This window comes from Pseudactinotalea sp. HY160 (genome assembly GCF_009372055.1).
In the GTDB taxonomy this organism is placed as follows: domain Bacteria; phylum Actinomycetota; class Actinomycetes; order Actinomycetales; family Beutenbergiaceae; genus HY158.
This window is the reverse complement of sequence record NZ_WHMT01000006.1, coordinates 13684-37523: the sequence shown is the minus strand read 5'-3', so window position 1 is coordinate 37523 and position 23840 is coordinate 13684. Positions and strand designations below refer to the sequence as shown.

Annotated in this window: 29 protein-coding genes; 12 read left to right on the top strand and 17 right to left on the bottom strand. The window is 71.2% G+C overall.

Annotated elements, in window-relative coordinates; translation table 11 throughout:
- The first annotated feature begins 17 nt into the window (after positions 1 to 17).
- From GCG21_RS07505 to GCG21_RS07490, 5 genes are read left to right on the top strand one after another with little or no spacing between them, the layout of a single operon-like run.
- Complete coding sequence (locus GCG21_RS07505; protein WP_194164990.1) at positions 18 to 314, top strand: YbaB/EbfC family nucleoid-associated protein; 297 nt, start codon at positions 18 to 20, stop codon at positions 312 to 314.
- Positions 311 to 664, top strand: coding sequence for a hypothetical protein (locus GCG21_RS07500; RefSeq protein WP_152818741.1), 354 nt, complete (start codon positions 311 to 313; stop codon positions 662 to 664). Before GCG21_RS07505 ends, GCG21_RS07500 begins: the two co-directional genes overlap by 4 nt.
- Positions 661 to 1479, top strand: a complete 819-nt coding sequence (locus GCG21_RS16215; RefSeq protein WP_194164989.1) for a WXG100 family type VII secretion target — start codon at positions 661 to 663, stop codon at positions 1477 to 1479. The genes GCG21_RS07500 and GCG21_RS16215 overlap by 4 nt, the downstream gene beginning before the upstream one ends.
- The gene (locus tag GCG21_RS16210) at positions 1479 to 1874 is read left to right on the top strand and encodes a YbaB/EbfC family nucleoid-associated protein (protein WP_194164988.1); all 396 of its coding nucleotides are present in this window, start codon (positions 1479 to 1481) and stop codon (positions 1872 to 1874) included. The genes GCG21_RS16215 and GCG21_RS16210 overlap by 1 nt, the downstream gene beginning before the upstream one ends.
- Positions 1871 to 2548, top strand: a complete 678-nt coding sequence (locus GCG21_RS07490) for a hypothetical protein (protein WP_152818739.1) — start codon at positions 1871 to 1873, stop codon at positions 2546 to 2548. The genes GCG21_RS16210 and GCG21_RS07490 overlap by 4 nt, the downstream gene beginning before the upstream one ends.
- A gap of 24 nt (positions 2549 to 2572) precedes the next feature.
- Here the strand turns inward: GCG21_RS07490 and GCG21_RS07485 are convergent, their stop codons facing one another.
- The 3 genes from GCG21_RS07485 to fabG are packed head-to-tail and all read right to left on the bottom strand — an operon-like array spanning position 2573 to position 4627.
- Positions 2573 to 3088, bottom strand: a complete 516-nt coding sequence (locus GCG21_RS07485) for a histidine phosphatase family protein (protein ID WP_152818737.1) — start codon at positions 3086 to 3088, stop codon at positions 2573 to 2575.
- Between the two features lie 10 nt (positions 3089 to 3098).
- Positions 3099 to 3866 carry an enoyl-ACP reductase FabI gene (gene fabI, locus GCG21_RS07480; protein WP_152818736.1) on the bottom strand — a complete coding sequence of 256 codons (768 nt, stop codon included), beginning with the start codon at positions 3864 to 3866 and terminating at the stop codon, positions 3099 to 3101.
- Positions 3867 to 3916: 50 nt separating this feature from the next.
- Entirely contained in the window at positions 3917 to 4627 is a 711-nt protein-coding gene (gene fabG, locus GCG21_RS07475; protein WP_152818734.1) for a 3-oxoacyl-ACP reductase FabG, read from the bottom strand.
- 72 nt (positions 4628 to 4699) lie between these two features.
- Here fabG and GCG21_RS07470 point away from each other — a divergent pair, with 72 nt between their 5' ends.
- Genes GCG21_RS07470 through GCG21_RS07460 form a run of 3 tightly spaced genes read left to right on the top strand, consistent with a single transcriptional unit; the run spans position 4700 to position 6094 of the window.
- The gene (locus GCG21_RS07470) at positions 4700 to 5026 is read left to right on the top strand and encodes a DUF3099 domain-containing protein (protein WP_152818732.1); all 327 of its coding nucleotides are present in this window, start codon (positions 4700 to 4702) and stop codon (positions 5024 to 5026) included.
- Complete coding sequence (locus GCG21_RS07465; protein ID WP_152818730.1) at positions 5007 to 5210, top strand: hypothetical protein; 204 nt, start codon at positions 5007 to 5009, stop codon at positions 5208 to 5210. The genes GCG21_RS07470 and GCG21_RS07465 overlap by 20 nt, the downstream gene beginning before the upstream one ends.
- Complete coding sequence (locus GCG21_RS07460; protein ID WP_152818728.1) at positions 5207 to 6094, top strand: SURF1 family protein; 888 nt, start codon at positions 5207 to 5209, stop codon at positions 6092 to 6094. Before GCG21_RS07465 ends, GCG21_RS07460 begins: the two co-directional genes overlap by 4 nt.
- A 124-nt stretch (positions 6095 to 6218) precedes the next feature.
- Here GCG21_RS07460 and GCG21_RS07455 read toward each other — a convergent pair whose 3' ends face one another.
- The 11 genes from GCG21_RS07455 to GCG21_RS07405 are packed head-to-tail and all read right to left on the bottom strand — an operon-like array spanning position 6219 to position 16021.
- Positions 6219 to 7130: a hypothetical protein gene (locus tag GCG21_RS07455; RefSeq protein ID WP_152818726.1), complete on the bottom strand. Its 912-nt coding sequence runs from the start codon at positions 7128 to 7130 to the stop codon at positions 6219 to 6221.
- Between the two features lie 22 nt (positions 7131 to 7152).
- Entirely contained in the window at positions 7153 to 8751 is a 1599-nt protein-coding gene (locus GCG21_RS07450; protein ID WP_370517384.1) for an ABC-F family ATP-binding cassette domain-containing protein, read from the bottom strand.
- Positions 8752 to 8794: 43 nt separating this feature from the next.
- The gene (locus GCG21_RS07445; RefSeq protein WP_370517383.1) at positions 8795 to 9322 is read right to left on the bottom strand and encodes a gluconokinase; all 528 of its coding nucleotides are present in this window, start codon (positions 9320 to 9322) and stop codon (positions 8795 to 8797) included.
- A gap of 4 nt (positions 9323 to 9326) precedes the next feature.
- Positions 9327 to 9653 (bottom strand): metal-sulfur cluster assembly factor, encoded by a 327-nt coding sequence (locus GCG21_RS07440; protein WP_194164987.1) that lies wholly within the window; start codon positions 9651 to 9653, stop codon positions 9327 to 9329.
- A complete protein-coding gene (gene sufU / locus GCG21_RS07435) occupies positions 9646 to 10149 on the bottom strand; it encodes a Fe-S cluster assembly sulfur transfer protein SufU (protein ID WP_152818722.1) in 504 nt (167 codons plus the stop codon). Before sufU ends, GCG21_RS07440 begins: the two co-directional genes overlap by 8 nt.
- Positions 10146 to 11474 carry a SufS family cysteine desulfurase gene (locus GCG21_RS07430; protein WP_370517382.1) on the bottom strand — a complete coding sequence of 443 codons (1329 nt, stop codon included), beginning with the start codon at positions 11472 to 11474 and terminating at the stop codon, positions 10146 to 10148. Before GCG21_RS07430 ends, sufU begins: the two co-directional genes overlap by 4 nt.
- Positions 11475 to 11476: 2 nt before the next feature.
- Positions 11477 to 12232 (bottom strand): Fe-S cluster assembly ATPase SufC, encoded by a 756-nt coding sequence (gene sufC, locus GCG21_RS07425; protein ID WP_152818720.1) that lies wholly within the window; start codon positions 12230 to 12232, stop codon positions 11477 to 11479.
- Between the two features lie 18 nt (positions 12233 to 12250).
- The gene (locus GCG21_RS07420; protein WP_152818718.1) at positions 12251 to 12604 is read right to left on the bottom strand and encodes a non-heme iron oxygenase ferredoxin subunit; all 354 of its coding nucleotides are present in this window, start codon (positions 12602 to 12604) and stop codon (positions 12251 to 12253) included.
- A complete protein-coding gene (sufD, locus tag GCG21_RS07415; protein WP_152818716.1) occupies positions 12601 to 13872 on the bottom strand; it encodes a Fe-S cluster assembly protein SufD in 1272 nt (423 codons plus the stop codon). The genes GCG21_RS07420 and sufD overlap by 4 nt, the downstream gene beginning before the upstream one ends.
- On the bottom strand, positions 13872 to 15299 hold the full coding sequence (gene sufB, locus GCG21_RS07410; RefSeq protein ID WP_152818715.1) for a Fe-S cluster assembly protein SufB: 1428 nt from the start codon (positions 15297 to 15299) through the stop codon (positions 13872 to 13874). The genes sufD and sufB overlap by 1 nt, the downstream gene beginning before the upstream one ends.
- Positions 15296 to 16021: a metalloregulator ArsR/SmtB family transcription factor gene (locus GCG21_RS07405; protein WP_152818713.1), complete on the bottom strand. Its 726-nt coding sequence runs from the start codon at positions 16019 to 16021 to the stop codon at positions 15296 to 15298. The genes sufB and GCG21_RS07405 overlap by 4 nt, the downstream gene beginning before the upstream one ends.
- A gap of 168 nt (positions 16022 to 16189) precedes the next feature.
- Here GCG21_RS07405 and GCG21_RS07400 point away from each other — a divergent pair, with 168 nt between their 5' ends.
- Complete coding sequence (locus GCG21_RS07400; protein ID WP_370517381.1) at positions 16190 to 17032, top strand: ABC transporter ATP-binding protein; 843 nt, start codon at positions 16190 to 16192, stop codon at positions 17030 to 17032.
- Positions 17029 to 17808, top strand: a complete 780-nt coding sequence (locus GCG21_RS07395; protein ID WP_152818711.1) for an ABC transporter permease — start codon at positions 17029 to 17031, stop codon at positions 17806 to 17808. Before GCG21_RS07400 ends, GCG21_RS07395 begins: the two co-directional genes overlap by 4 nt.
- 36 nt (positions 17809 to 17844) lie before the next feature.
- On the opposite strand, the gene GCG21_RS07390 is transcribed toward GCG21_RS07395, so the two are convergent.
- Complete coding sequence (locus GCG21_RS07390; RefSeq protein WP_152818709.1) at positions 17845 to 18903, bottom strand: histidine kinase; 1059 nt, start codon at positions 18901 to 18903, stop codon at positions 17845 to 17847.
- A gap of 392 nt (positions 18904 to 19295) precedes the next feature.
- On the opposite strand from GCG21_RS07390, the gene GCG21_RS07385 reads away from it, so the two are divergent.
- The gene (locus GCG21_RS07385) at positions 19296 to 19946 is read left to right on the top strand and encodes a response regulator transcription factor (RefSeq protein ID WP_153877735.1); all 651 of its coding nucleotides are present in this window, start codon (positions 19296 to 19298) and stop codon (positions 19944 to 19946) included.
- A 49-nt stretch (positions 19947 to 19995) separates the two neighbouring features.
- On the top strand, positions 19996 to 21018 hold the full coding sequence (locus tag GCG21_RS07380; protein ID WP_370517380.1) for a heme A synthase: 1023 nt from the start codon (positions 19996 to 19998) through the stop codon (positions 21016 to 21018).
- A 523-nt stretch (positions 21019 to 21541) separates the two neighbouring features.
- Here the strand turns inward: GCG21_RS07380 and GCG21_RS07375 are convergent.
- Both GCG21_RS07375 and GCG21_RS07370 read right to left on the bottom strand, forming a co-directional pair.
- Positions 21542 to 22153 (bottom strand): NUDIX domain-containing protein, encoded by a 612-nt coding sequence (locus GCG21_RS07375; RefSeq protein WP_370517379.1) that lies wholly within the window; start codon positions 22151 to 22153, stop codon positions 21542 to 21544.
- Complete coding sequence (locus GCG21_RS07370) at positions 22154 to 23839, bottom strand: CTP synthase (protein ID WP_370517378.1); 1686 nt, start codon at positions 23837 to 23839, stop codon at positions 22154 to 22156.
- Position 23840 lies beyond the last annotated feature (1 nt).

Here is a 23840-nt window from a genome sequence, read left to right as displayed (position 1 = left end):
AGCGCTTCAATGCCGCCGTGGCACTGCAGCAGGAGTCGCTTCCGACGCAGTCGCACGGGGCGAGCCCGGACGAGGAGGTCGAGGTCACGGTCGACGGCCGCGGCTTCGTCACGGACATCCGGTTCGACGACGACCTGACCGAGGTGACGGGGGCCGAGTTGCGCGACCTGACGCTCGGGGCGATCCGGTCGGCGCGCGAGGCGCTGCGGCCCACCGGTACGTCCACCACGGCCGGCGGGGACGCGCTCACCGCGCTGCACGACGACACGGTCGCCCGCGCCTACGACGCGCTCCTGTCGGGAGCCGGACGATGATCGGGGTGGAGGTCGACTACGCGGCACTGACCGGGCACTGCGGAACCCTCGACGCGAGAACGTCGTCCTTCGACGAGATCCGCGGTGCCACCCAGACCTGTGTGATCACGTCGAACCTGGCGTTCGGATTGCTCTGCTCGCCGTTCTTCCTCCCGGTCGCGGCCGCCGCCCAGGGCGGGATGCTGGCCGGCATCACGGCGGTCCGGTACGCGGTCGACGGGCTGAGCACGGACGTGGGCGCCTGCCGGGACGACACTCAGCGAAGCGATAACGACATGACCGCGACGATGCAGAAGCTCCTCATGCAGGTCGATTCCCGCTCCGCGGCTCCCGGTGGAGGTGTCCAGTGAACGATCTGGTCGCAATCGAGTCCGATGACTTCACCCACTTCTCGAACTGGACCGACCTGGACCTGGCCCTCGGGAACGTCCCGATGGTGGGCGACGCCTTTTCGGCCGGCCAGGAGTTCGGCGCGGGCGACTGGGCGGAAGGCCTGGCCTACCTGGCCCTCGCCGGTGTCGGCGTGGCGGAGTGGATGGTCGACCCGTTCGGCACGCTGTTGTCCTCGGCGGCGGCGATGCTCATGGACTACATGCCGCCGCTGCCGCAGCTGCTCGATTCGGTCGCGGGCAATCCCGCCCTCGTCGAGGGGATCGCGCAGACATGGTCGAATATCTCCGAGCGGCTGTTCCAGGAGGCGGACGAGCTGCTGACGGCCCTGCAGACCGTGCTCGCCGACTGGAGCGGCGCCGCGGCGGATGCCTACGCGGAGCGAGTGCAGCTGCTCGTCGCCCTCATCCAGGGGTTGGGCGCCGGGGCGTCGGGCCTCGCCGGCGGCTTCGCCGTGGCGAGCGCCATCGTGACGGTCGTGCGCACCATCGTCAAGGAACTCATCGCGGACCTCGTCGGGCGCCTCATCGCCTACATGATCGAGGTCGGCGCCACCCTCGGCGTGGCCCTGCCGGTCGTCATCGGTCAGGCGATCACGGCGATCGGCACCACGACGCTGCAGGTCACCAGAAAGATCGACGACCTGGCGGCGGCCGCGAGAACCGGTCAGACCGTGGCCGAGCGGGTCATCGAGGCGATCGCACAGATCAAGGCCGCCGTCGAGGCCCTGCGCAGCGGTGTCGAGCAGGGCGCCGGGGCATTGGAGGGCAACTGATGAACGATGCGGAATCGGCGTTCGGCGAGGCCGAAGCCATCGACACCGAGGCGGCTCGGGCGCAGGCCCTCGCCACCCAGCGGGCGGCGCAGCGGGCGACGAGCCGCATGCAGGCACTGCGCGTCGAGGGGCGTTCACCTCGGCAGGAGGTGAGGATCGTGCTCGACGCCGGCGGGCTCATCGACGACGTCGAGTTCAACGAGTCGGCGCTCGACCGTCCCGCGGCCCTCGCCCGAGCATTCCTCGCCGCCCAGAACGACGCGCTGCGGAAGTACCGGGAGGCGATCGACGCGATCAGCGACGAGGAGTACGCCGGGCTGCCGCAGCTTCGCGAGCTGACGAAGGCGGCGGCGCGCACGCAACTGCCCACGCAGATCGACACCGAGTACGCGTGACCCCCGGCGCCATCGGCTGGGGCGTCGGCGTGCTCATCGTCGTCGTCGCGGTGGCGCTGATCGGACTGCGGCTGCTCCTCGGCCGCAGCCGGAGGCGGGCCGAGGCCGATGCGGAGCAGGAGGTGGCCACCCTCGCGTCCTGGGCCCGTGCGCACGGCTGGCAGCGCGTCCCGGGACCGCCCGCGCCGGCGGTGGCCCAACGCGTGACCGTGCGGCGGCTCGAGCCGCTGCTGACGGTCGGCGGCGAGGTGGACGGCCGACCGGCGATGATCTCGGTCTGGCGGCGGACGACGTCGAAGCTGGGATCACCGGTCGAGTTCCGGACCGTCACCTGGGTCGTCTCGAGCCCGACCCGGCCCCGTCTGCCCGGTGCCGGAGTCCTCGCGCTGGGACGCCTGGCCTCCGGTGGGGCGACCGTGGGTCCCCCGCGCATCGTGGCGGCCAGATCGGCGGTGTTCCCCTGGGGCCACGGCCGGGCCGCGCTCTGGCCGGCGGCGGGCCTGCCGTCGGACGCGGCCCGTCTCGCCGAGCTCGCCGCGGGCCTCGATGCGACGTCCGGCATCCTGCTCGTGGATCACGCGAGCCTGAGTATCGACCTCCCGCACACGCCGCCGGACGAGATGATTCGGCTCCTGCAACTGGCGCGCGCGACGCTCTCCCCCGACAGAGCCTGACGCGTGCTCCCGGCGCCGGGGCGATCAGGCGGGCGTGTGCAGCACCTCGACCAGGCGGGCGTGACCCGAGTCGACCTCGCGCCAGGGCGAGTCGACCTCGATGACGGCGAGCGACGCCGTCGATAATCCGGCGGCGACCACGTGCGTGCCGGCCTCGTGCGAGCCCGGCCCGGCGAGCGCCGCGGCGGTCATCGACATGATCGGCTCGTGACCCACGACGAGGACGACGCCGGCGTCACCGCCGTACTCGCTCACCGCCGCGAGCACCGCGCGCGGGCTCGCCCGGTAGAGGGATTCGAGCACCACGACCTCGATGCCGGCCACCTCGATCCCGTGATCGGCGAGCCCGTAGGCGAGGCGCTGCCAGGTCTGCTGGGTGCGCACGGCGGCCGAGCAGAGCACGACGTCGGGCCGGCGATTGCGCAGGTGCTCGGCCACGCGGCCCGCCTGGTCGCGGCCGGTGGCACTGAGGGGGCGACGTTCGTCGGGGCCCGAGCGCGGCTCGGCCTTCGCGTGGCGCAGGAGCAGCAGCGTGGCCATGACCGGCCTCCTATTGCCCCATCGCGTGGACGCCGCCGTCGACGTGCACGATCTCCCCGGTCGTGGCCGGGAACCAGTCCGAGAGCAGCGCCGCCACGGCCCGCGCGGCGGGCTCGGGATCCTCGACGTCCCAGCCCAGCGGCGCGCGCTCGGGCCAGACGCCCTCCATCTGGGCGAATCCGGGGATGGACTTGGCCGCGGTCGTGCGGATCGGTCCGGCGGAGACGAGGTTGCAGCGGATGCCGTCCGGCCCCAGGTCGCGGGCGAGGTACCGGTTCGTGGCCTCGAAGGCCGCCTTGGCCACGCCCATCCAGTCGTAGACCGGCCAGGCGTAGCGGGCGTCGAACGTGAGCCCCACGAGCGCCGAGCCGGCCGGCATGAGGGGCTTGGCCGCCACGGCGAGCGACTTGAGCGAGTAGGCGGAGATCTCCAGCGCCGTGGCCACGTCGGCCCATTCGCCGGCGAGGAAGTTGCCGCCCATGACGCTCTGGGGCGCGAACCCGATCGAGTGCACGACGCCGTCGAGCGAGTCGGCGTGCTCCCGCACCCGGTCGGGAAGGGCGGCGAGATCCTCGGCGCTGGTCACGTCGAGTTCCACCACGGGCGCGGCCTCGGGCAGGCGCCGGGAGATCGCCTGGGTCAGCCGCAGCGAGCGGCCGAATCCCGTGAGCACGACCCGGGCCCCCTCCGTCTGGGCCAGGCGGGCGGCGTGGAAGCCGATGGACGAATCCATGAGCACCCCGGTGATGAGGAGCGTCTTGCCCTCGAGTAGACCCATGTCTGCCTCTCCTTGATTCGAGTGGTGTTCGAGCTGTGTTCGAGTGGTGGTCAGTGCCCCATGCCCAGGCCCCCGTCGACCGGGATCACGGCGCCGGAGATGTAGCCGGCCTCGGTCGAGGCGAGGAACTCGACGGCGGCGGCGACCTCGGTGGGCTGTGCGAAGCGGCCGGCCGGGATGGCGGCCAGGTAGGTCTTCTGGGTGGCCTCCGGAAGCTCGCCGGTCATCGCGGTCTCGATGAAACCGGGCGCGACGACGTTCGCGGTGATGCCACGGCCGCCGAGCTCGCGGGTGATCGATCGGGCCATTCCCACCAGCGCCGCCTTCGAGGCCGCGTAGTTCACCTGCCCCGGGGAGCCGTACAGACCCACGACCGAGGAGATGAGCACGATCCGCCCGGCCCGCGCACGGATCATCCCCTTGCTGGCGCGGCGCACGCAGCGGAACGTGCCGGTGAGGTTGACGTCGAGCACGTCGGTGAAGTCCTCGTCGCTCATCCGCATGAGGAGTGTGTCCCGGTTCATGCCCGCGTTGGCGACGAGCACGGTCGGTGCGCCCTGATGCTCCTCGATCGCGGTGAACGCGGCGTCGATCGCGGCGGTGTCGCGCATGTCCGCCACGGCCCCGAACACGCCGTCCGGCAGGTCGCCGCTGCGGTAGATCGTCGCCACCGAGTCGCCGGCGGCCACGAAGCGTTCGGCGATGGCGCGGCCGATGCCACGGTTCGCACCGGTGATGACCACGCTACGGGGTGCTGTCATGTCTTCTCGATCCGCCCATTTCTTCTGGTTCTGCCGTCCTGAGGTCCCAGGCTACTGGCGTAACCTACAAGAGTGCGGCACGTACATGCGATCACCTCGGCCGGGCGCAGCCAGGCCGAGCAGCAACACGATCGCGTCGTGCGCTACCTGTGGACGATGGGCATCCGGATGGTGTTCTTCTTCCTCGCGATCCTCGTGCACAACTGGTGGTCGATCGTCTTCCTGATCGGGTCGATCCTCCTCCCCTGGATCGCCGTCGTCTATGCGAACTCCGGAGCAGAGCGGCGGGTCGTACCGAGCACATACCTGGACAACCACACGATCGAGAGCGGCCCCGCGGACAACCGGCCGGGACCCGAGAGCCGACCGGAGGACGACGATGGAAGCCCTGATCTGTAGCCGCAAGGGGTGCCGCACCGCGGCGACCTGGGCGGTGCTGTGGAACAACCCGAAGCTGCACACCCCCGAGCGCCGCAAGACCTGGCTCGCGTGCGAGGACCACCGCGACACCCTCGCCTCCTTCCTCAGCGCCCGAAGCTTCCTCGTGGAAGTGATCCCCGCCTCGGAGCTTCCGCGTGAATGAGTGACGCCCGGCTCCCCGATCCCCGTTCGAACGCGACCTCGACCGGGCGCTCCTACGCCTTCCTGCGCTCGAGCAGATGGCTCGGGATCATCGCGCTCGCCCTGGTCGTGAGCCTCACGTGCCTGCTCCTCGGACGGTGGCAGTTCCACCGGTACGAGGGCAAGGCGCGTGCGCTCGAGCTCGTGGCGGCCAACTACGACTCGGCGCCGGTCGGGCTCACCGACGAGCTGGACGAGCCGTTCGATCCGGACCGGGAATGGAGCCCCGTCGAGATGTCCGGTGAGTTCGTCGGTGAGACCGTCGTGCTTCCGCAACGCGGCGTGCTCGGCTCGGCCGGCGACCACCTGCTCGGCGTGCTCGAGGTCGCGGGCAGCGGCGCGTACGTCGTCGTCGACCGCGGCTGGCACCCCATCGACTGGTCCTCCGACGGTGCCGACCCCGCCCCACCGAGCGGGCAGGTCACCGTCACGGGGCGGCTACGACCGGCCGAGGAGGCCTCGGACCGCGGGATCCGCGACGAGCAGGTGTTCGTGATCAACCCGCACCAGGTGCTCGCGGCGGCCGGACTGGAACAGGCGGACGGCGACGCGGGCACGGCCGGCCGCCTCGAGACCGCGGGCTACCTCATGGCGATGCCCGGTCCCGCGCAGGCGGGGCTCGAGTCCTTCCCGGAGCCGGAGGAGGACCTCGGCTCACACCTGTCGTACGCGTTCCAGTGGTGGACGTTCTCGCTCGGCGCGCTCGTGGGGCTGGTCATCCTCGCGCGGCGGGAGTCGGCGATGGAGGCCGGGGAGGCACCACCGACGCGGCGTCGCTCCCGCGACATCGACGAGGAGGACGCCCTCATCGACGCCCAGCTCGGCGAGGACCCGGCCCGCCGGTGAGGATCGAGGCCGGGGGCGATCGGGGCCCTCGCCCGCCCGCGCCGCCCGCGGCTCGAACCGCTCCCGCTCCGGCCGGATAGCTCCGGCCCTGGGACCCGCAGCTCGACAGCCCCGCGGCGCGGGTCTAGGCGCGGCAGCGCCGGACCTCGCGCTCGTACCGCGCGATGGCGGCGTCGGTGCCGGCAGTGCCGGCGGTGCCGGATGTCGCCAGCTCCGCCCGGTCACGGGGGTGATCGACGTAGTGGCGCAGGGTCCCCAGGACGGCGGCGGGCGGCGTGGGCACGAGCGCGACGTCGACGATCGGCAGCTCGAGGCCCGTGATCCTCGCCGCCTGTCGCACGAGCCGGGAGTCGGCGGGCACCGTGCCGACCGGGACGTGGAAGACGATCCAGTTCGTCACCGGCCCGCCGCCCGCGGGCCCGGCCCCCGCCCGTGCCCAGCGCGGGGAGATCTCGGTGACGGCCGCCCACGGGATCGCCACTCCCCCGGGGAGGTGGATCCGCTCGGCCGTGAGCACGAGGCCGCGGTCCCGCCGCCGGGAGCGGACGATGGCGACGGTGGCCGCGAGGAAGAGGACGGCGAACACGCCACAGACGACGGCACCGACGGGGGTGGCCATCGGCCGCCCGATGCTCGAGCGCACGATCAGCCCGCCACCGGCGGCCATGACGATCGCGGCGACCGCCGCCACGAGGAAGAGCGTGCCCAGGACGCCGAAGACGAGGACGGCACCGGGCCCGAGGGCGGGGGCGGGCAGGAGCAGCCCCTCCGCGTCGTCCCGGCGCACCCGCCGGGGCGGACCGGCGGGTGCGGGCGTGATGACGAACGGGATCGCCGCGAAGACGGCCCCGAACGCGGCCACGGCCCCCAGTGCGCCGACCCCGGTGTCGCCGTCGAGGAATCCCACGACGGCGGATCCGGCGAGCAGAGCGCCGACCGTCGGGGCGAGGATCCGCAGCAGGAGCATGCGCCGGCTCCCCAGGTGCCAGCCCTCACCCCGGGCGTTGCCCTGCAGCGGGGTGATCGCCTCGCTCATGCGGGCTGTCCCTTCGATCGGGTCAAGCGAGCGAGACGAGTTCGAGGTACCCCTCGTTCCAGAGGTCCTCGTCGCCGTCGGGGAGCAGGAGCACCCGCTCGGGCTCGAGGGCGCGCACGGCTCCCTCGTCGTGGGTCACGAGTACGACCGCCCCGGTGAACGAGCGCAGCGCCGCGAGGATCTCCTCCCGGCTGGCGGGGTCGAGGTTGTTCGTGGGCTCGTCCAGCAGCAGCACGTTCGCGGCCGAGACGACGAGGGTGGCGAGCGCCAGCCGGGTCTTCTCGCCGCCGGAGAGCACCCGGGCCGGCTTGTCGGCGTCGTCACCGGAGAACAGGAACGACCCGAGCACGCTGCGCACCTGCGTGTCGGTCAGGTCGGGGGCCGCCGTGCGCAGGTTCTCCACCACGGTCCTCGACATGTCGAGGGTGTCGTGCTCCTGGGCGTAGTAGCCGATCTTGAGCCCGTGGCCGGGCAGGAGTTCGCCGGTGTCGGGCTCCTCGACCCCGCCGAGGAGTCGCAGCAGCGTGGTCTTGCCGGCGCCGTTGAGCCCGAGCACGACGACCTTGGAACCGCGGTCGATCGCCAGGTCGACGTCGGTGAAGATCTCCTGTGAGCCGTAGGTCTTCGACAGCCCGGCGGCCTGGAGCGGCGTGCGCCCGCACGGGGCCGGGTCGGGGAAGCGGAGCTTGGCCACCCGGTCGGCCGTGCGGGTCGATTCGGTGCCGGCGAGCATCCGTTCGGCCCGGCGGGCCATGTTCTGAGCGGCCACCGCCTTCGTGGCCTTGGCCCGCATCTTGTCGGCCTGGGCGAGCAGGGTCGCCGCCTTCTTCTCCGCGTTCGCCCGCTCCCGCTTCCGCCGGCGCTCGTCGGTCTCGCGCTGGGCGAGGTAGGCGTCCCAGCCGAGGCTGTAGACGTCGAGCTCGGCGCGGTTCGCGTCGAGGTGGAAGACCTTGTTCACGGTCGCGCGCAGCAGGCCGGTGTCGTGGGAGATGACGATGAAGCCGCCGGAGTAGCTCGTGAGGAAGCCGCGCAGCCAGTCGATCGAATCGGCGTCGAGGTGGTTCGTGGGCTCGTCGAGGAGCAGCGTGCCCGCGTCGGAGAAGAGGATCCGGGCCAGTTCGACCCGGCGACGTTGCCCGCCCGAGAGTGTTCCGAGGGGCTGCTCGAGCACCCGGGTCGGCAGTCCCAGGTTCGAGGTGATGCGGGCGGCCTCGGATTCGGCCGCCCAGCCGCCCTGAGCCGTGAACTCGGCGTCGAGGCGGACGTAGCGGTTCATCGCCTTGTCGCGGGCCGCGCCGGTCGTGGTCGCCATCTCCTCCTCGGCGCGCCGGATCCGCCGGATCACCTGGTCCAGGTCCCGGGCCGAGAGCACCCGGTCGCGGGCGAGCACCTCGAGGTCGCCGGTGCGGGGATCCTGGGGCAGGTACCCGACGTCGCCGGTCACGTGGACCTCGCCCCCGGTCGCCTGCCCCTGGCCGGCGAGGATCTTGGTCAGCGTGGTCTTGCCGGCGCCGTTGCGCCCGACCAGACCGATCCGGTCACCGGCATTGATCCGAAAGGTTGCCTCCCGAAGGAGTTCGCGGGCGCCGATGCGCATCTGGACGTTGCTGGCGATGATCACTGTTGCGATCCTACCGGCCCGCCGCCGCGGCCTCGTGCCGTGCTCAGGCGTTCCCCACCCGGACGGCGCCGAGGCGAGCGCGGATCGTCGCGAGGATCTCCTCGGGCCGCGGCGTGACGTCGACCACGAAGCCCGACTCGTCCGGCTCGAGCGGCTCGAGCGTGTCGAATTGGGACTGCAGCAGCTCGGGCGGCATGAAGTGGTCCGCGCGGGCGTTCAGGCGCTCCAGCAGCAGGCCCTGATCGCCGTCCAGGTGCACGAACCGCACGCGCGGGCAGGCCTCGCGCAACCGGTCGCGGTAGACGCGCCGCAGGGCCGAGCAGGCGATGACGACTCCGCGTTCGCTTCGGGCCAGGGCCTCGCCCACGGCATCGAGCCAGGGCCGGCGATCGGAATCGGTCAGCGGCTGCCCGGCGGCCATCTTCGCGCGGTTCGCCGGTGAGTGCAGGTCGTCCGCGTCCCGGAAGTCGAGGTCGAGGGAGTCGGCGAGCGCGCTCGCGATGGTCGTCTTGCCGGAGCCGCTCACGCCGAGGACCACGATGGCGGTCGGCGCTTTCGTGGGATCGCTCACCGGATCAGACGTTGAAGCCGAGCGCACGCAGCTGCTGACGCCCGTCGTCGGTGATCTTCTCCGGGCCCCACGGCGGCATCCAGACCCAGTTGATGCGGTGCCCGGCGACGATGCCCTCGAGGGACTGGGCGGTCTGGTCCTCGATCACGTCGGTGAGCGGGCAGGCGGCGGAGGTGAGGGTCATGTCGATGACGGCGACGTTGTTCTCCATCGTCACGCCGTAGATGAGGCCCAGATCGACCACGTTGATCCCCAGTTCCGGGTCGATCACGTCGTGGAGGGCCTCCTCGACATCAGCCGCGGTGGGGACCGCGTCCACTACTTCACTCATGAGGTTCTCCTGTGTCGGTGCTGTTTTCGGGTGTCGATGAGGGGTCGGCCGCTGCCAGCGCGCGGGCCGTGGCATCGCGCAGGGCGACCCATCCGAGCATCGCGCATTTGACCCGAGCAGGGTACTTGGCCACGCCGGCGAAGGCGGCGCCGTCGCCCAGGTGTTCCACGGTAGCCGCCGGCGGCCCGGAGCGGGTGTGCATCATGTCGCGGAAGAGTTCGCCGAGGCGGTCGGCCGTGGCGAGCTCCGCCCCGTCCACGAGGTCGACCAGCACGGAGGTCGACGCCTGCGAGATCGCGCACCCCTGCCCCTCCCAGGTGACGCGGTCGATCCGGTCGCCCGCCGCCGTCAGGTGCACCTGCAGCCGCACCTCGTCGCCGCACGTGGGGTTGACCTGGAAGGACTCCCCCGAACTCGCGGGCTCGAGACCCTCGCCGTGCCGTTCGCGTGAGTGGTCGAGGATGACCTGCTGGTAGAGCTGGTCCATCGTGGTCATCGCGCACCCGCCGATCCCACGGAGTTCACGCGCCCGGAGAAGAACGGTCGCACCCGCGCGAGCTGCTCGAGGAACACGTCGATCTCGGCCGCCGTGTTGTAGATCGAGGTCGAGGCGCGGGTCGAGACCGGGGCGCCGAGGGCGCGGTGCAGTGGTTGGGCGCAGTGGTGACCGACGCGCACGGCGACGCCCGCGTCGTCCAGGAGCTGACCGACGTCGTGGGGGTGGACCCCCTCGACGGTGAACGCGACCGTGCCGATGCGCTCGACCGGATCGACCGGGCCGAGCACCCGCACGCCGGGGATCTCCGCGATGCCGTCCAGCAGGTGAGTGGCGAGCTCGTGCTCGTGGGCGGCGACGGCCGCCATGCCGAGTTCGTCGAGATACTCGGCCGCGGCGGCGAGGCCGACGGCCTGGGCGATCATCTGGGTGCCGGCCTCGAACCGGGCCGGCGGGGCGGCGAAGGTCGTGGTCTCCATCGTGACCACCTCGACCATCGATCCGCCGAGCAGGAAGGGCGGCATGGCCTCGAGCAGGTCGGCGCGGCCGACGAGGGCGCCGATGCCCGTGGGGCCGAGCATCTTGTGGCCCGAGAAGGCGGCGAAGTCCACGCCGAGCGCGCGCACGTCCACCGGCAGATGGGGCACGGACTGGCAGGCGTCGAGCACCGTGAGGGCGCCGACGGCCCGGGCGGCCGCGACGATCGGGGCGACCGGGGTGATCGCCCCGGTCACGTTGGACACGTGGGTGAAGGCCACGACCCGGGTGCGCTCGTTGACCGCCGACAGGGTGTCGAGGTCGATGCGCCCGTCCGCGCGCACGTCGAGCCAGCGCAGGGTCGCGCCGGTGCGGGCCGCGACGTGCTGCCAGGGCACGAGGTTGGCGTGGTGCTCCGCCCGGGTCACGCAGATCTCGTCGCCCGCGCGCAGCCGGAAGAGCGGATCCGCGTCACCACCCGGTAGGGCCGAGGTGGTGATGAAGGCGTTCGCCACGAGGTTGATCGCCTCGGTGGCGTTCTTGGTCCAGACGACCTCGCCGGGCGCGGCGCCGACGAAGCCCGCGAGCCGGGCCCGGGCGTCCTCGTACGCCTCGGTCGCCTCCTCCGCGAGCTGGTGGGCGCCGCGGTGCACCGCGGCGTTTCGCTGGAGGTAGAAGTCCTCCTCCGCCTCGAGCACGCAGCGCGGCTTCTGGGAGGTGGCCCCGGAGTCGAGGTAGACGAGCGGCCGGCCGCCGCGCACCGCCCGTTCCAGCACGGGGAAGTCCGCCCGGACGGCCGCCAGTTCGGCGACCGTGAGCCGGTCGGGTCGGTGCGCGGTGGGCAGCACGGTCAGGCCTTCGCCAGGTACCGGTCGTAGCCCTCGTTCTCGAGACGTTCGGCGAGCTCGGCCCCGCCCTGCTCGGCGATGCGGCCCTCGACGAACACGTGCACGAAGTCGGGCTTGATGTAGTTGAGGATGCGCGTGTAGTGCGTGATGAGCATGATCCCGATGTCGGTCTTGCCCTTGATGCGGTTGACACCCTCGGAGACGACGCGCAGCGCGTCGACGTCGAGGCCGGAGTCGGTCTCGTCGAGCACCGCGATCTTCGGCTGGAGCAGCTCCATCTGGAGGATCTCGTGGCGCTTCTTCTCGCCGCCGGAGAAGCCCTCGTTCACGTTGCGCTCGGCGAAGACCGGGTCCATGCGCAGGTTCGCCATCGCCTCCCGGACATCGCCGACCCACGTGCGCAGCGCCGGGGACTTGCCGTCGATCGCGGTCTTCGCGGTGCGCAGGAAGTTCGACACGCTCACCCCGGGCACCTCGACCGGGTACTGCATGGCGAGGAAGACGCCGGCGCGGGCGCGCTCGTCGACGGTCATCGCGAGCACGTCCTCGCCGTCGAACGTGATCGACCCGCCGGTGACCTCGTACTTCGGGTGCCCGGCGATGGCGTAGGCGAGGGTCGACTTGCCCGAGCCGTTCGGGCCCATGATGGCGTGGGTCTCGCCGCTGTTGATGGTCAGGTCGACACCGCGGAGGATCTCCTTGGTGCCTTCGGGGGTCTCGACTGCGACGCGCAGGTCACGGATTTCAAGAGTAGACATATCTGACTTTCTCGTGGTTCAGGCAGGCTTGGGGGCGATGACGGGATTGTCGATGTCGACGAGGACCTTGTCGCCGTCGAAGCTCACCGGGTAGGTCGGTACGGGGCGGGTGGCGGGCAGCACGAGCGGCCATCCGTTGCGCAGGTCGAACACGGAACCGTGCAACCAGCACTCGAGGGTGTAGCCGTCGATCTCCCCCTCGGAGAGGGAGACCTGACCGTGGGAGCACACGTCGCCGATGGCGAAGTATTCGCCGCTGTCGGCGCGCGCGAGCGCCACCTCGACGAGGTCGCCGGTATCGGAATCGAGTTCCAGCTTGAGGGTCTCCCCCGGTTCCAGGTCCTCCCGGAGGGCGACCACCTGGGCGGTCATTTCTCGAGGCCCTCCTCGATCGCTCGACCGATCTCGTCGTCGAGCTCGCTGGACAGGTCGGCCACCCGGCCCATCGCCGTGTTGAGCTCCTCCTCGATCGCGGCGAGGATGCGCTCCTCCACGGAGGCGACCCCGATCTTGGCGATCATTTCCGCGAAGAAGCCGCGGACCACGAGGCGGCGTGCGGCGTCCTCGGGGATGCCCCGGGCCCGCAGGTAGAACAGCTGCTCCTCGTCGAAGCGCCCCGTCGCCGAGGCGTGACCGGCCCCCTCGATCTCGCCGGTCTCGATCTCGAGGTTCGGCACCGAGTCCGCCCGCGCGCCCTCGGTGAGCACGAGGTTGCGGTTGAGCTCGTAGGTGTCGGTCCCCTCGGCCTCCTTGCGGATGAGCACGTCGCCGATCCAGACCGAACGCGCGTCCTTGCCCTGCAGGGCGCCCTTGTAGGCGACCCGGGAGAGGCAGTTGGGAACGCCGTGGTCCACGAAGAGGCGGTGCTCCTGGTGCTGTCCGGCGTCGGAGAAGTAGATGCCGTCGAGCTGCACCTCGCCGCCGGGGCCCGAGAACGAGGCCTCCGGGGTGAGCCGCACGACGTCGCCGCCGAGGGTGATGACCATGTGGTGGAGGCGGGCGTCGCGCCCCACGACCGCGCGCTGCGCGGAGGCGTGGACCGCGCCGGCGTCCCAGTCCTGCACGGAGATGACGTTGAGCTGGGCGCCGTCACCGAGCACGATCTCGACCGTCTGGGCGAGTTCGGCGGTGCCGGTGTGGTCGATCACGACGGTCGCCTCGGAGAGCTCCTCGGCGATGATCGTCACGTGTTCGACGCTCGCGCCCTTGCCCCGGCCGCGGACCGCGACCGTCGTCTCGGAGGTGGCCACGTGCGACTTGGGCACGGTGACGACCCAGGCCTCGCCGCGGCCCTCCCAGGCGGCGGCGGCGATCCGGTCGGACGGCACGCCGGCCCGGCCCAGGCGCGGGTCGTCGGCGCCGACGCGCTCGACCTGGATGCCGTCGGCCGCGGTGACCTCGACCTCGGGTGCGGTGCCGCCGAATTCGGCGGCGAACATGCCCTGCAGGGCCCGCACGGGGGAGAAGCGCCACTCCTCCTCGCGGCCTGTGGGCAGCGCGAAGTCCGCGAGTTCGAACGAGCTGAGCCGATCCGCGCGGGAGGTGGAGGAGACGGTCTCGCCGCCGACGTGGCTGTGCGCGCCGTCCTCCTGCTGGCGGGAGTGGTCGGTACTGAGGTTCTGTTGAGTAACGGTCGACATCAGCCGACGGCCCCTTCCATCTGCAGTTCGATAAGGCGGTTGAGTTCGAGGGCGTACTCCATCGGGAGTTCGCGGGCGATCGGCTCCACGAAGCCGCGCACGATCATCGCGTAGGCCTCGGCCTCGTCGAGTCCGCGCGACATGAGGTAGAACAGCTGGTCGGCGCTCACCTTGGAGACGGTCGCCTCGTGACCCATCTCGACGTCGTCCACACGCACGTCCACGTACGGGTACGTGTCCGAGCGGGAGACCTGATCGACGAGCAGGGCGTCGCACAGCACGGTCGACTTGGACGAGTCCGCCCCGTCGAGGACCTGCACGAGGCCGCGGTAGGAGGCGCGTCCGCCGCCGCGCGCCACCGACTTCGACACGATGGTCGAGGAGGTGTGCGGGGCCATGTGGACCATCTTCGCGCCCGTGTCCTGGTGCTGGCCGGCGCCGGCGAACGCGATCGAGAGGGTCTCGCCCTTGGCGTGCGCCCCGGTGAGGTAGCAGGCGGGGTACTTCATCGTGACCTTGGAGCCGATGTTCGCATCGATCCACTCCATGGTCGCCCCCTCGGCCACGGTCGAGCGCTGGGTCACGAGGTTGAGCACGTTGTTCGACCAGTTCTGGATGGTCGTGTAGCGCACCCGGGCGTTCTTCTTGACGACGATCTCCACGACCGCCGAGTGGAGCGAGTCCGTGTTGTAGATCGGGGCGGTGCAGCCCTCGACGTAGTGAACGTAGGAGCCTTCGTCGGCGATGATGAGCGTGCGCTCGAACTGGCCCATGTTCTCGGTGTTGATCCGGAAGTAGGCCTGCAGCGGGATCTCGACGTGGACGCCCGGCGGCACGTACACGAACGATCCACCGGACCAGGTGGCGGTGTTGAGCGCGGCGAACTTGTTGTCACCGGCGGGGATGACCGTGCCGAAGTACTCCTCGAAGAGCTCCGGGTGCTCCTTGAGCGCGGTGTCGGTGTCGAGGAAGATGACGCCCTGACGTTCGAGCTCCTCGTTGATCTGGTGATAGACCACCTCGGACTCGTACTGGGCGGCCACCCCGGCGACGAGACGCTGCTTCTCCGCGTCCGGGATGCCGAGCTTGTCGTAGGTGTTCTTGATGTCCTCGGGCAGATCCTCCCAGGAGGTGGCCTGCTTCTCCGTGCTGCGCACGAAGTACTTGAAGCTGTCGAAGTCGAGCTCGCTCAGGTCGCTTCCCCACGTGGGCACGGGCTTGCGATCGAAGAGCCGCAGGGCCCGCAGCCGCCGCTTGAGCATCCACTCGGGCTCGTCCTTCTTGGCGGAGATGTTGCGCACGACCGCTTCGGACAGCCCCTTCTCGGCGTTCGCGCCGTGGGTGTCGTCGTCGTGCCAGCCGTAGCTGTACTGCCCGATCGACGCCAGGATCTCATCCTGGGTCATGGGCTGAGTGTTGGTGCTCATGCGTCGTCCTTCGTGTCCTTGTGCGTCGGGAACATCACCGGTATATGGGTCGTGCAGACGTGCTCCCCGCCGGCCAGGGTGGCCAGGCGCTGGACGTGCACGCCCAACAACTCGGAGAACATGCGGGTCTCTTCTTCGCAGAGTTCGGGGTGGGCGGTGGCGATGCGCAGCACGGGGCAGTGGCCCTGGCACACCTGCACGGCGATGCCGTCGCCGATGGGCCGCACCGTGGCCGCGTAGCCGTCCTCGGAGAGTGCGTCGGCGAGCGCCCGGGCCTTGGCGGTCAGGTCGTCGCCGGCGGCCTCGATCGCGGCGGCGTAGCGCTCGCCCATGCGATCGGCCCGGCCGCGGGCGAACGTCGTGATCGCCTCCGGGCCGAGGGCGTCGTTCAGTTGTTCGAGGGCGGCGAGCGCCGATTCGGCGTACTCGGTGCCGAGGCCGCCGACCTTGGCGTCCGGGGCCGCGACGTAGCGCTTCGCCGGTCGCCCGCGGCCGCGCTTGGCGCCGGCGACCTCGTCCTGCACCCGCACCTCGCGGGCCGCCTCGAGACCGCTCAGGTGACGCCGGATCGCGGCCGAGGTCAGATCGAGGAGCTCGGCGAGATCGGCGGCGGTGATCGGCCCCCGCTCGACGATGAGTCGCAGCACCCGATCGCGCGTGCCCGCGTCGGTGTCGACCAGCTCCACGTCGCCCCCGGCCGGGGCGGTCGGTTCCGCAGTCATACGCACCTCCACTCACGCTGCTCGTCCCGGAGCCGGTGACCGGGGCGAATTAGTCAACATTCTTGTTTCCCTAATGGGTTTACGCAAGCAAGGTCACCCTAAGCCGGTGTGCCCTGGGGCACACGGGCGGCGGCGTCGGCCGCCCGCGCGCGCACCTAAGCTGAGGCGGTGACCACCTCTCCCCCGGACCCGAGCGTGCAGGTGCGCGACGTCGTCCGCAGGTTCTCCTCGGTGACCGCACTGGCCGGCGTATCCTTCGAGGCGGCACCCGGCCGGATCACGGCGGTCCTCGGCCCCAACGGCGCGGGCAAGACCACGCTCATGGAGATCTGCGAGGGGCTACAGCGGGCGGACTCCGGGCGGGTTCGCGTGCTCGGCCTCGATCCCGCCCGCGACGCCCATCTGCTGCGCCCCCGGGTGGGGGTGATGATCCAGGACGGCGGCCTGCCCGGCCAGGCCCGCCCGATGGAGCTGCTGCGCCACGTCGCCGCCCTCTACGCCCACCCCCGGCCGGTGCACGATCTGGCCGCGGGCCTCGGGATCGACGCGTTCGCCCGCACCCCGGTGCGCCGCCTCTCGGGAGGCCAGCGCCAGCGCCTGGCCCTGGCGATCGCGCTCGTGGGCCGACCCGAACTGCTCTTCCTCGACGAGCCGAGCGCCGGCCTCGACCCGGCCGCCCGGCGCGCCGTCTGGGAGATCGTCGCCGGCCTGCGCGACGAGGGCACCACGATCGTGCTCACCTCCCACCTCATGGACGAGGTCGAGCACCTCGCCGACCAGGTCGTCGTGATCGACGGCGGCCACGTGGTCGCCACGGGCACGATCGGCGAACTCACGGCCCTCGAGGGGCCCCGGATCGGGCAGGCCGTGCGCAGCCTGCGCGTGAACGGCCACATCACCCCGGCGGATCAGCGCTCCCTGCTCGAGTGGGCGGCCGATCGCGGCCTGGCCGTCTCCGAACGCACGCTCGAGGACGTCTTCCTCGACCTGACCGGACGGACCCTGCGATGACCACCTCCCCCGCGGCACCGGGACTCGACCATCCCCTCCCCCCGGCGGGCCGGGCCGCGAATCCGCTGCGGCGCGTGCTCAGCCACGCGGGCTACGAGGCGCGCACCACGCTGCGCAACGGTGAGCAGCTCCTGCTCTCGCTCGTCCTGCCCGCGCTGCTGCTCGTGTTCCTCGCCGAGGCGACGGTCGTCGACGTGCCCACGGACGGCGGACTCGCCCGCATCGACGTCGTCGCGCCCGGCGTGCTGGCACTGGCGGTCATGTCGAGTGCGTTCACCGGCCAGGCGATCGCCACGGGCTTCGACCGGCGCGCCGGTGCCCTGCGGATGTTCGCCACCACCCCGCTCGGGCGCGGTGGGCTGCTCGGCGGGAAGATCGTCGCGGTCGTCGCGGTCCAGGTGGTCCAGTTGGTCGTGCTCGGCGGGATCTCGCTCGCGCTCGGTTGGCGGCCCGCGCTCGCCGGCATCCCGGCGGCGCTCGTGTCGATGGTGCTCGGCACCGCCGCGTTCACGGCCCTCGCGCTGCTGCTCGCCGGCACGCTCCGCGCGGAGGCGGTGCTCGCCGGGGCGAATCTGCTGTGGGTGCTGCTGCTGGCGGGCGGCGGCATCCTCCTGCCCGGCGGCGCCTGGACCTCGGCCCTGCCCTCGGGCGCGCTCGGCGACGGGCTGCGCCTCGCGCTGGGTCACGGGGACTGGTCGGTGTGGCCGATCCTCGTGCTGTCCGCCTGGACGGCGCTGCTCACCTGGGCATGCGTGCGGCTGTTCCGCTGGTCGTGAGCCGCTCCCCGGTGGCCCGCTGCCGCCCGGCCGCCGTCAGGAGACCGGCACGGTCGCGCTGACGACCCAGTACGTGCCCTTCATCCCGGTCTTGAACGTGCCGCCCAGGAGCGTGACCCGGTGCGCCATCCGATCGAGCCCGTACCCGGTCGCGGCGCCGGAGCGTCGTCCCCGGCCGTGATCCGGGGCGTTGGCGATCGTCAGCGACACCGTGCCGGTCGCCTCGACCAGGGACACCCGCACCGCCGGCGACCCCGGGGCGTGCTTCATGATGTTCGTGGCGCATTCGCGGGCCACGTGCCGCAGGGTGGCGTTGATCGCGTTCGAGACGGTCAGCTGCTCGGGCACGGAGAACTCGACCCGCGCCCCGAGGTCGGTCAGTTCCTGCCGAATCGACCGGAGCGTGTCGACGATCGCCTCGTCGCCCGCGTCCGCGTCGGGAGAGGAGCTCGTGGTTCCGTGGGCGATGTGCAGCATCCGGCGGATATCGGTCAGCGCCTGCGAGGCGGCGGTGATGATCACCTCGGTCGAGTGCTTCCGCTCCGCCGAGTCGTCGAGGAGCTCGAGCGTGCGGGCGTGCATGACCACGATCGTGATGTCGTGGGCGATGATGTTGTGCAGTTCGTCCGCGATCCGGTCCCGCTCCTCCCGGATCGCTCGGGCCGCCTCGATGGTCAGCCGGTCGACGTCGGCGGCGAGGGCCTCCTCGCGGTGCTTGCTGCTCCGCAGCGCCCAGCCGACCCCCGCAGAGGCCAGCCCCACGGCGAGGACCGCGACAGAGCCACCCTCGTTCAGGGAGTCCGTTGCAAACTCTGCCACGAGCGCCCACGTCCCCAAGAACACCAGGTAGAGGGTCGCCAACAGCTGAGTGCACGTGACGACGACGAGCCCGGATACCGCGGCCATCGCCAGCACGTAGGGCCCGACGATGTCAGCGCCCAGCACGAAGCTGCCGCCCAGCGCCAACGCGCATGCGGCGACCGGTGGATGCCAGGCGAAGCAGCCGACGGCAACGATGAGGCCGATCTCGGTGAGCGCTCGCGATGTCTCACCATCGGTGGTGAGCATGATGAGCGCGTTGGATACCAGCGCCACCGCGGCAATACAGACGAGTCCGATTCGCCCGAACTTGTTGAGCGGCGTAAAGCCCCACACACCCCGGCCGAAGCCGCGGGAAGCGATCGAGGCCTCACCCCGCGAGAGTCGTGTCAGCACGACCTAGCGCACGCCGACAATCGGGACGAGCCGGCGTGACGCCACAGCCAATACTTCACTTCACTTGCAGATGCCCGCGGTCTGGCAGATCCACGTCCAGAAACCCATCGGCACGACACCAAACATTTCGATCAGCCCTTCATTAGACGACTGTGAGCAGCGATATTCCACTCATCGCCCCAAAGCTAGCAGCGCGACGGCGCGGACTCCACCCGATCGACATAGACGATCGTCGCGAACCGGGCGGCCCGCCGGTCCACTACGCTGCTCGGGTGGAGAAGATTCGCGTACTCATCGTCGACAACGAAGCCCTGGTCCGTCACGCGCTGAGAATCTTCGTCGATCGCGCGGAGGCGACCGCGGTGGTCGGGGAGGCGACGAACGGCGCCGATGCGATCGAGGAATGCGTTCGGTTGCAGCCGGACGTCGTACTCATGGACATTCAGATGCCCCAGCTCAACGGCATCGAGGCCACCGCGCAGCTGAGTGAGCGCTGCCCCGACTCACGGGTGCTCGCGATCACCACGTTCTCCTCCGACAGTCACGTGGTCGCGGCGCTGCGGGCCGGCGCGTCGGGCTTCCTCGTCAAGGACACCGCACCCGACGAGATCATCAAGGCGATCGTCGACGTGCACGAGGGCCGGTCGGTGCTCTCCCCCCAGATCACCCGGGACCTCATCAGCGTCATCCTCGACAGCGGCGAGCAGCACGGCGAGTCCTCGGCGGAGCGGCTGACCGACCGGGAGCAGGAGATCGTCACCCTGCTCTCGCAGGGCATGTCGAATTCGGAGATCGCCCAGGAGCTGTCCCTGTCCGAGGCCACGATCAAGGCGAACATGAGCCGGATCATGAACAAGTGGTCGGTCCGCGACCGGGTCCAGGTACTCATCCACGCCGTGCGCTCTGGTCTGGTCACGCTCTGACCTGCCCGCGGGCGCTGCCCCGCGACCCCACATGGGATAATCACTGACTGTGTCCGAGTCCTTGCCCCCAGCCCCCGCCGGCCGTCTCACCGGCCCCACCGGCCCTGCCGGCTCTGCCGGTCCACTGGATCCCGCACCGCGCGGCTGGGTTCCGGGCGTCCGCCTGATCACGGGCCTGCTCATCGCGAACCTGGTGATGCAGCTGGCGATCATCGTCACGGGCGGCGCGGTCCGTCTCACCGGCTCCGGCCTCGGCTGCTCCACCTGGCCCCAGTGTGAGCCCGGGCGCATGACGCCGGTGTTCCACGGCGAGGCCACGTTCCACCCCTATGTCGAGTTCGGTAATCGGGTCGTCTCGGTCGTCGTCGTGCTCGTGGCGATCGCGGCGTTCCTGGCGGTGTGGACCCACCGGCGCACCCGCTCCCGCGGCATGGTGTGGCTCGCGTTCGTGCCCGTGCTCCTCGTGCTCGTGCAGGCCGGCATGGGCGCGATCACCGTGATCGCGAATCTGAACCCGGCGATCGTCGGCTTCCACTTCTTCTTCTCGGCGATGCTCGTGTGGGTGAGCACGTGGGCGCTCGTGCGCTGGCGCCGCGGCGACGGGCCGATGCGCTCCGTCGCCGCCTCGCCCGTGCCCGTCCTCGCCGGGGCCATGAGCCTGTTGACGGCGATCATCGTCACCCTCGGCGTCGTGGTCACCGGTGCCGGGCCGCATTCGGGCGACGCCGACGTCGGCTATCGCTTCGCGCTCGACCCGCTGCTCGTCACCCGCGCCCATTCCGGTTCGGTCTGGCTGTTCGTCGGCGTGGCGATCCTCTACGCCTCCGCGCTGCGCCGGCAGCGCCGGGCGGATCCCGACCTCGCCGAGGCGTACCGGGCCCTGCGCTGGGTCGCGTTGGCCGTGCTGGTGCAGGGCGGGATCGGCTATTGGCAGTACTTCACGGGCCTGCCGGAGATCCTCGTGGGCCTGCACCTGCTGGGATCGGGCCTGGTCATCGCCGCGGTCACGAACGCCGTGCTGCGGCTCCGGCGCCCCACAGAACACCGCAACGCCGCGCGCCGTCCTGCCTGACGCACCGGTCCCTCGGAGTGGGGCACTTTCCCGTTCCCACCGACCGAGGAAGTTCCCCGCTCACAGCGCAGCACCCGAAGTGGGGCACTCTCCCGTTGCCACCGACCAAGGAAGCTCCCCGCTCACGACACAGCACCCGAAGCGGGGCACTTTCCCGTTGCCACCGACCGAGGAAGTTCCCCGCTCACGGCGCAGCGCCCGAAGTGGGGCACTCTCCCGTTCCCACCGACCAGGGAAGTTCCCCGCACACAGCGCAGCACCCGAAGTGGGGCACGTTCCCGTTCCCACCGAACAGGGAAGTTCCCCGCTCACAGCGCAGCACCCGAAGCGGGGCACTCTCCCGTTGCCACCGACCAGGGAAGTTCCCCGCTCACAGCGGAGCACCCGAAGTGGGGCACTTTCCCGTTGCCGTGCACGCAAGAGTTTCCCCACGACCGGCGCGCCGGCCATCGCATCGGCCGGCCCGCGCGCCGACCGGCCGGCCCACTCACGAACCGGCGTGTGGCCGGGGGCGCCGAACCGTTCAGAACGGCGCGTCGGCGGCCCGCAGGGTCGACCAGTCCCGGTCCCGGGCGGCGGCCGCGGCGAGCACCCCGAACCCTGTCGACGGGTTGTGGATGCGTCCGGCGAGCACGCCGGCCACGACCTCGTCCAGCGGTGCCCGCCGGACCTGCATGCCCAGCTCCTCGTCCTCGCGTTCGTGCCGCTCCGCCTCGGGCACGGCGCTGAGGCCGCGGGCGAGGAAGATCCGGATGAACTCGTCCGAGCCACCGGGCGTCGTATAGAAGTCCCCGAGCGTGTGCCAGTCGGCGGCCACGAGGTCGGCCTCCTCGGCCAGTTCGCGCCGCGCGGCCTCGACGAGCGCCTCCCCCGGCACGTCGAGCAGGCCGGCGGGCAGTTCCCACAGCATCCGGCGCACCGGGTGGCGGTACTGGTTGACCAGCACGACCCGATCGGCCTCGTCGAGCGCGAGGATCGCCACGGCGCCGGTGTGCTGCACGAACTCCCGGGTCACCTCGCCGGCCTCGCCCAGGTCGACGCTCTCGCGGGCGACGTTCCAGATCCGGCCCGTGAACACCCGCTCCGAGGCCGTGATCGGCAGCTCGGTGGCGGCATCGGCCAGGTCGGAGGCCACTCAGCGCACCTCGAGCAGCCGGGTCGCGCGCTGGGCCGCGAGCGCGGCCCCGACGAGCCCGGTGAACAGGGGATGCGCGCGGGTCGGGCGCGACTTGAACTCCGGGTGTGCCTGGGTGGCGACGTAGAACGGGTGCACCTCGCGCGGCAGCTCCACGAACTCCACGAGGGTGCCGTCCGGGGAGGTCCCCGAGATCCGCAGACCGGCGGCCTCGAGCCGGTCCCGGTAGGAGTTGTTCACCTCGTAGCGGTGCCGGTGCCGCTCGCTCACACTCAGGGCTCCGTAGGTCTCGGCGGCGACGGATCCGGCCGTGAGCACGGCGTCGTAGGCGCCCAGGCGCATCGTGCCGCCGAGGTCGCCCGCGCCGTCGACGAAGGCGGCCTGTTCGGCCATCGTCGCGATCACGGGATCGGGGGTGGCGACGTCGAACTCGGTGGAGGAGGCGTCGGTCAGTCCGAGCACGGTCCGGGCGTATTCGACCACCATCGCCTGCATCCCGAGGCAGATCCCGAGCGTGGGCACCTGGTTCTCACGGGCCCACCGCAGGGCGCCGAGCTTGCCGTCGATGCCGCGGATCCCGAACCCGCCGGGCACGAGCACCGCGTCCGCGCCGCTCAGCTCCGCCCGGGCCCCGGCCGCGCTCGCGCAGTCGTCGGCCGCCACCCAGCGGATCGTCACCCGGCAGTCGTTGGCGAACCCGCCGGCCCGCAGCGCCTCGGTCACCGACAGGTAGGCGTCGGGGAGCTCGACGTACTTGCCCACGAGCGCGACCGTCACCTCGTCCGCGGGCGAGTGCACGCGCTCGAGCAGGATGTGCCACTCGTCCCAGGTCACGTCGCGGAAGGGCAGGTCGAGGCGCCGGATCACGTACGCGTCGAGCCCCTCGGAGTGGATGACCTTGGGGATGTCGTAGATCGAGGGAGCGTCGACGCAACTGATCACGGCCTCGTAGTCGACGTCGCACATGTTGCCGATCTTGCGCCGCACCCCCTCGGGCAGCTCGCGGTCCGAGCGGACCACGATCGCGTCGGGCTGGATGCCGATGCTGCGCAGCATGGCCACCGAGTGCTGCGTGGGCTTCGTCTTGAGCTCGCCGGAGGGCTTGAGGTAGGGCACGAGCGACACGTGCACGAAGAACACGTTGTCGCGGCCCACGTCCTGGCGCACCTGCCGGGCGGCCTCGAGGAACGGCTGCGATTCGATGTCGCCGACCGTGCCGCCGATCTCGGTGATGATCACGTCCGGCGGATCCGCGACGTGCGCCTGGGCGCGCATGCGTTCCTTGATCTCGTCGGTGATGTGCGGGATCACCTGCACGGTGTCCCCGAGGTACTCGCCGCGTCGCTCCTTGGCGATGACCGAGGAGTAGACCACCCCGGTGGTCACGTTCGCGTCGGCGGACAGGTCGACGTCGAGGAACCGTTCGTAGTGCCCGATGTCCAGGTCGGTCTCGGCGCCGTCCTCGGTGACGAAGACCTCCCCGTGCTGGAACGGGTTCATCGTGCCCGGGTCGACGTTGAGATAGGGGTCGAGCTTCTGCATCGTCACGCGCATGCCGCGCGCCCGGAGCAGATGCCCGAGGGAGGAGGCCGTCAGGCCCTTGCCGAGCGAGGATGCGACCCCGCCGGTGACGAAGATGTGCCGCGGAACATGTTGACCCGAGATCCGGGAGGAGGAGGTGACCACG

What these genes read in the sequence shown, in the direction of transcription:
- GCG21_RS07485 (WP_152818737.1), bottom strand. Translation starts at nt 3,088, where the DNA reads ATGGCCACGCTGCTGCTCCTGCGCCACGCGAAGGCCGAGCCGCGCTCG.
- fabI (WP_152818736.1), bottom strand. Translation starts at nt 3,866, where the DNA reads ATGGGTCTACTCGAGGGCAAGACGCTCCTCATCACCGGGGTGCTCATG.
- GCG21_RS07460 (WP_152818728.1), top strand. Translation starts at nt 5,207, where the DNA reads ATGAGTGACGCCCGGCTCCCCGATCCCCGTTCGAACGCGACCTCGACC.
- sufD (WP_152818716.1), bottom strand. Translation starts at nt 13,872, where the DNA reads ATGTCGACCGTTACTCAACAGAACCTCAGTACCGACCACTCCCGCCAG.
- GCG21_RS07405 (WP_152818713.1), bottom strand. Translation starts at nt 16,021, where the DNA reads ATGACTGCGGAACCGACCGCCCCGGCCGGGGGCGACGTGGAGCTGGTC.
- GCG21_RS07465 (WP_152818730.1), top strand. Translation starts at nt 5,007, where the DNA reads ATGGAAGCCCTGATCTGTAGCCGCAAGGGGTGCCGCACCGCGGCGACC.
- sufB (WP_152818715.1), bottom strand. Translation starts at nt 15,299, where the DNA reads ATGAGCACCAACACTCAGCCCATGACCCAGGATGAGATCCTGGCGTCG.
- sufC (WP_152818720.1), bottom strand. Translation starts at nt 12,232, where the DNA reads ATGTCTACTCTTGAAATCCGTGACCTGCGCGTCGCAGTCGAGACCCCC.
- sufU (WP_152818722.1), bottom strand. Translation starts at nt 10,149, where the DNA reads ATGACCACGATGGACCAGCTCTACCAGCAGGTCATCCTCGACCACTCA.
- GCG21_RS07420 (WP_152818718.1), bottom strand. Translation starts at nt 12,604, where the DNA reads ATGACCGCCCAGGTGGTCGCCCTCCGGGAGGACCTGGAACCGGGGGAG.
- GCG21_RS16210 (WP_194164988.1), top strand. Translation starts at nt 1,479, where the DNA reads ATGAACGATGCGGAATCGGCGTTCGGCGAGGCCGAAGCCATCGACACC.
- GCG21_RS07440 (WP_194164987.1), bottom strand. Translation starts at nt 9,653, where the DNA reads ATGAGTGAAGTAGTGGACGCGGTCCCCACCGCGGCTGATGTCGAGGAG.
- GCG21_RS07395 (WP_152818711.1), top strand. Translation starts at nt 17,029, where the DNA reads ATGACCACCTCCCCCGCGGCACCGGGACTCGACCATCCCCTCCCCCCG.
- GCG21_RS07455 (WP_152818726.1), bottom strand. Translation starts at nt 7,130, where the DNA reads ATGAGCGAGGCGATCACCCCGCTGCAGGGCAACGCCCGGGGTGAGGGC.
- fabG (WP_152818734.1), bottom strand. Translation starts at nt 4,627, where the DNA reads ATGACAGCACCCCGTAGCGTGGTCATCACCGGTGCGAACCGTGGCATC.
- GCG21_RS07500 (WP_152818741.1), top strand. Translation starts at nt 311, where the DNA reads ATGATCGGGGTGGAGGTCGACTACGCGGCACTGACCGGGCACTGCGGA.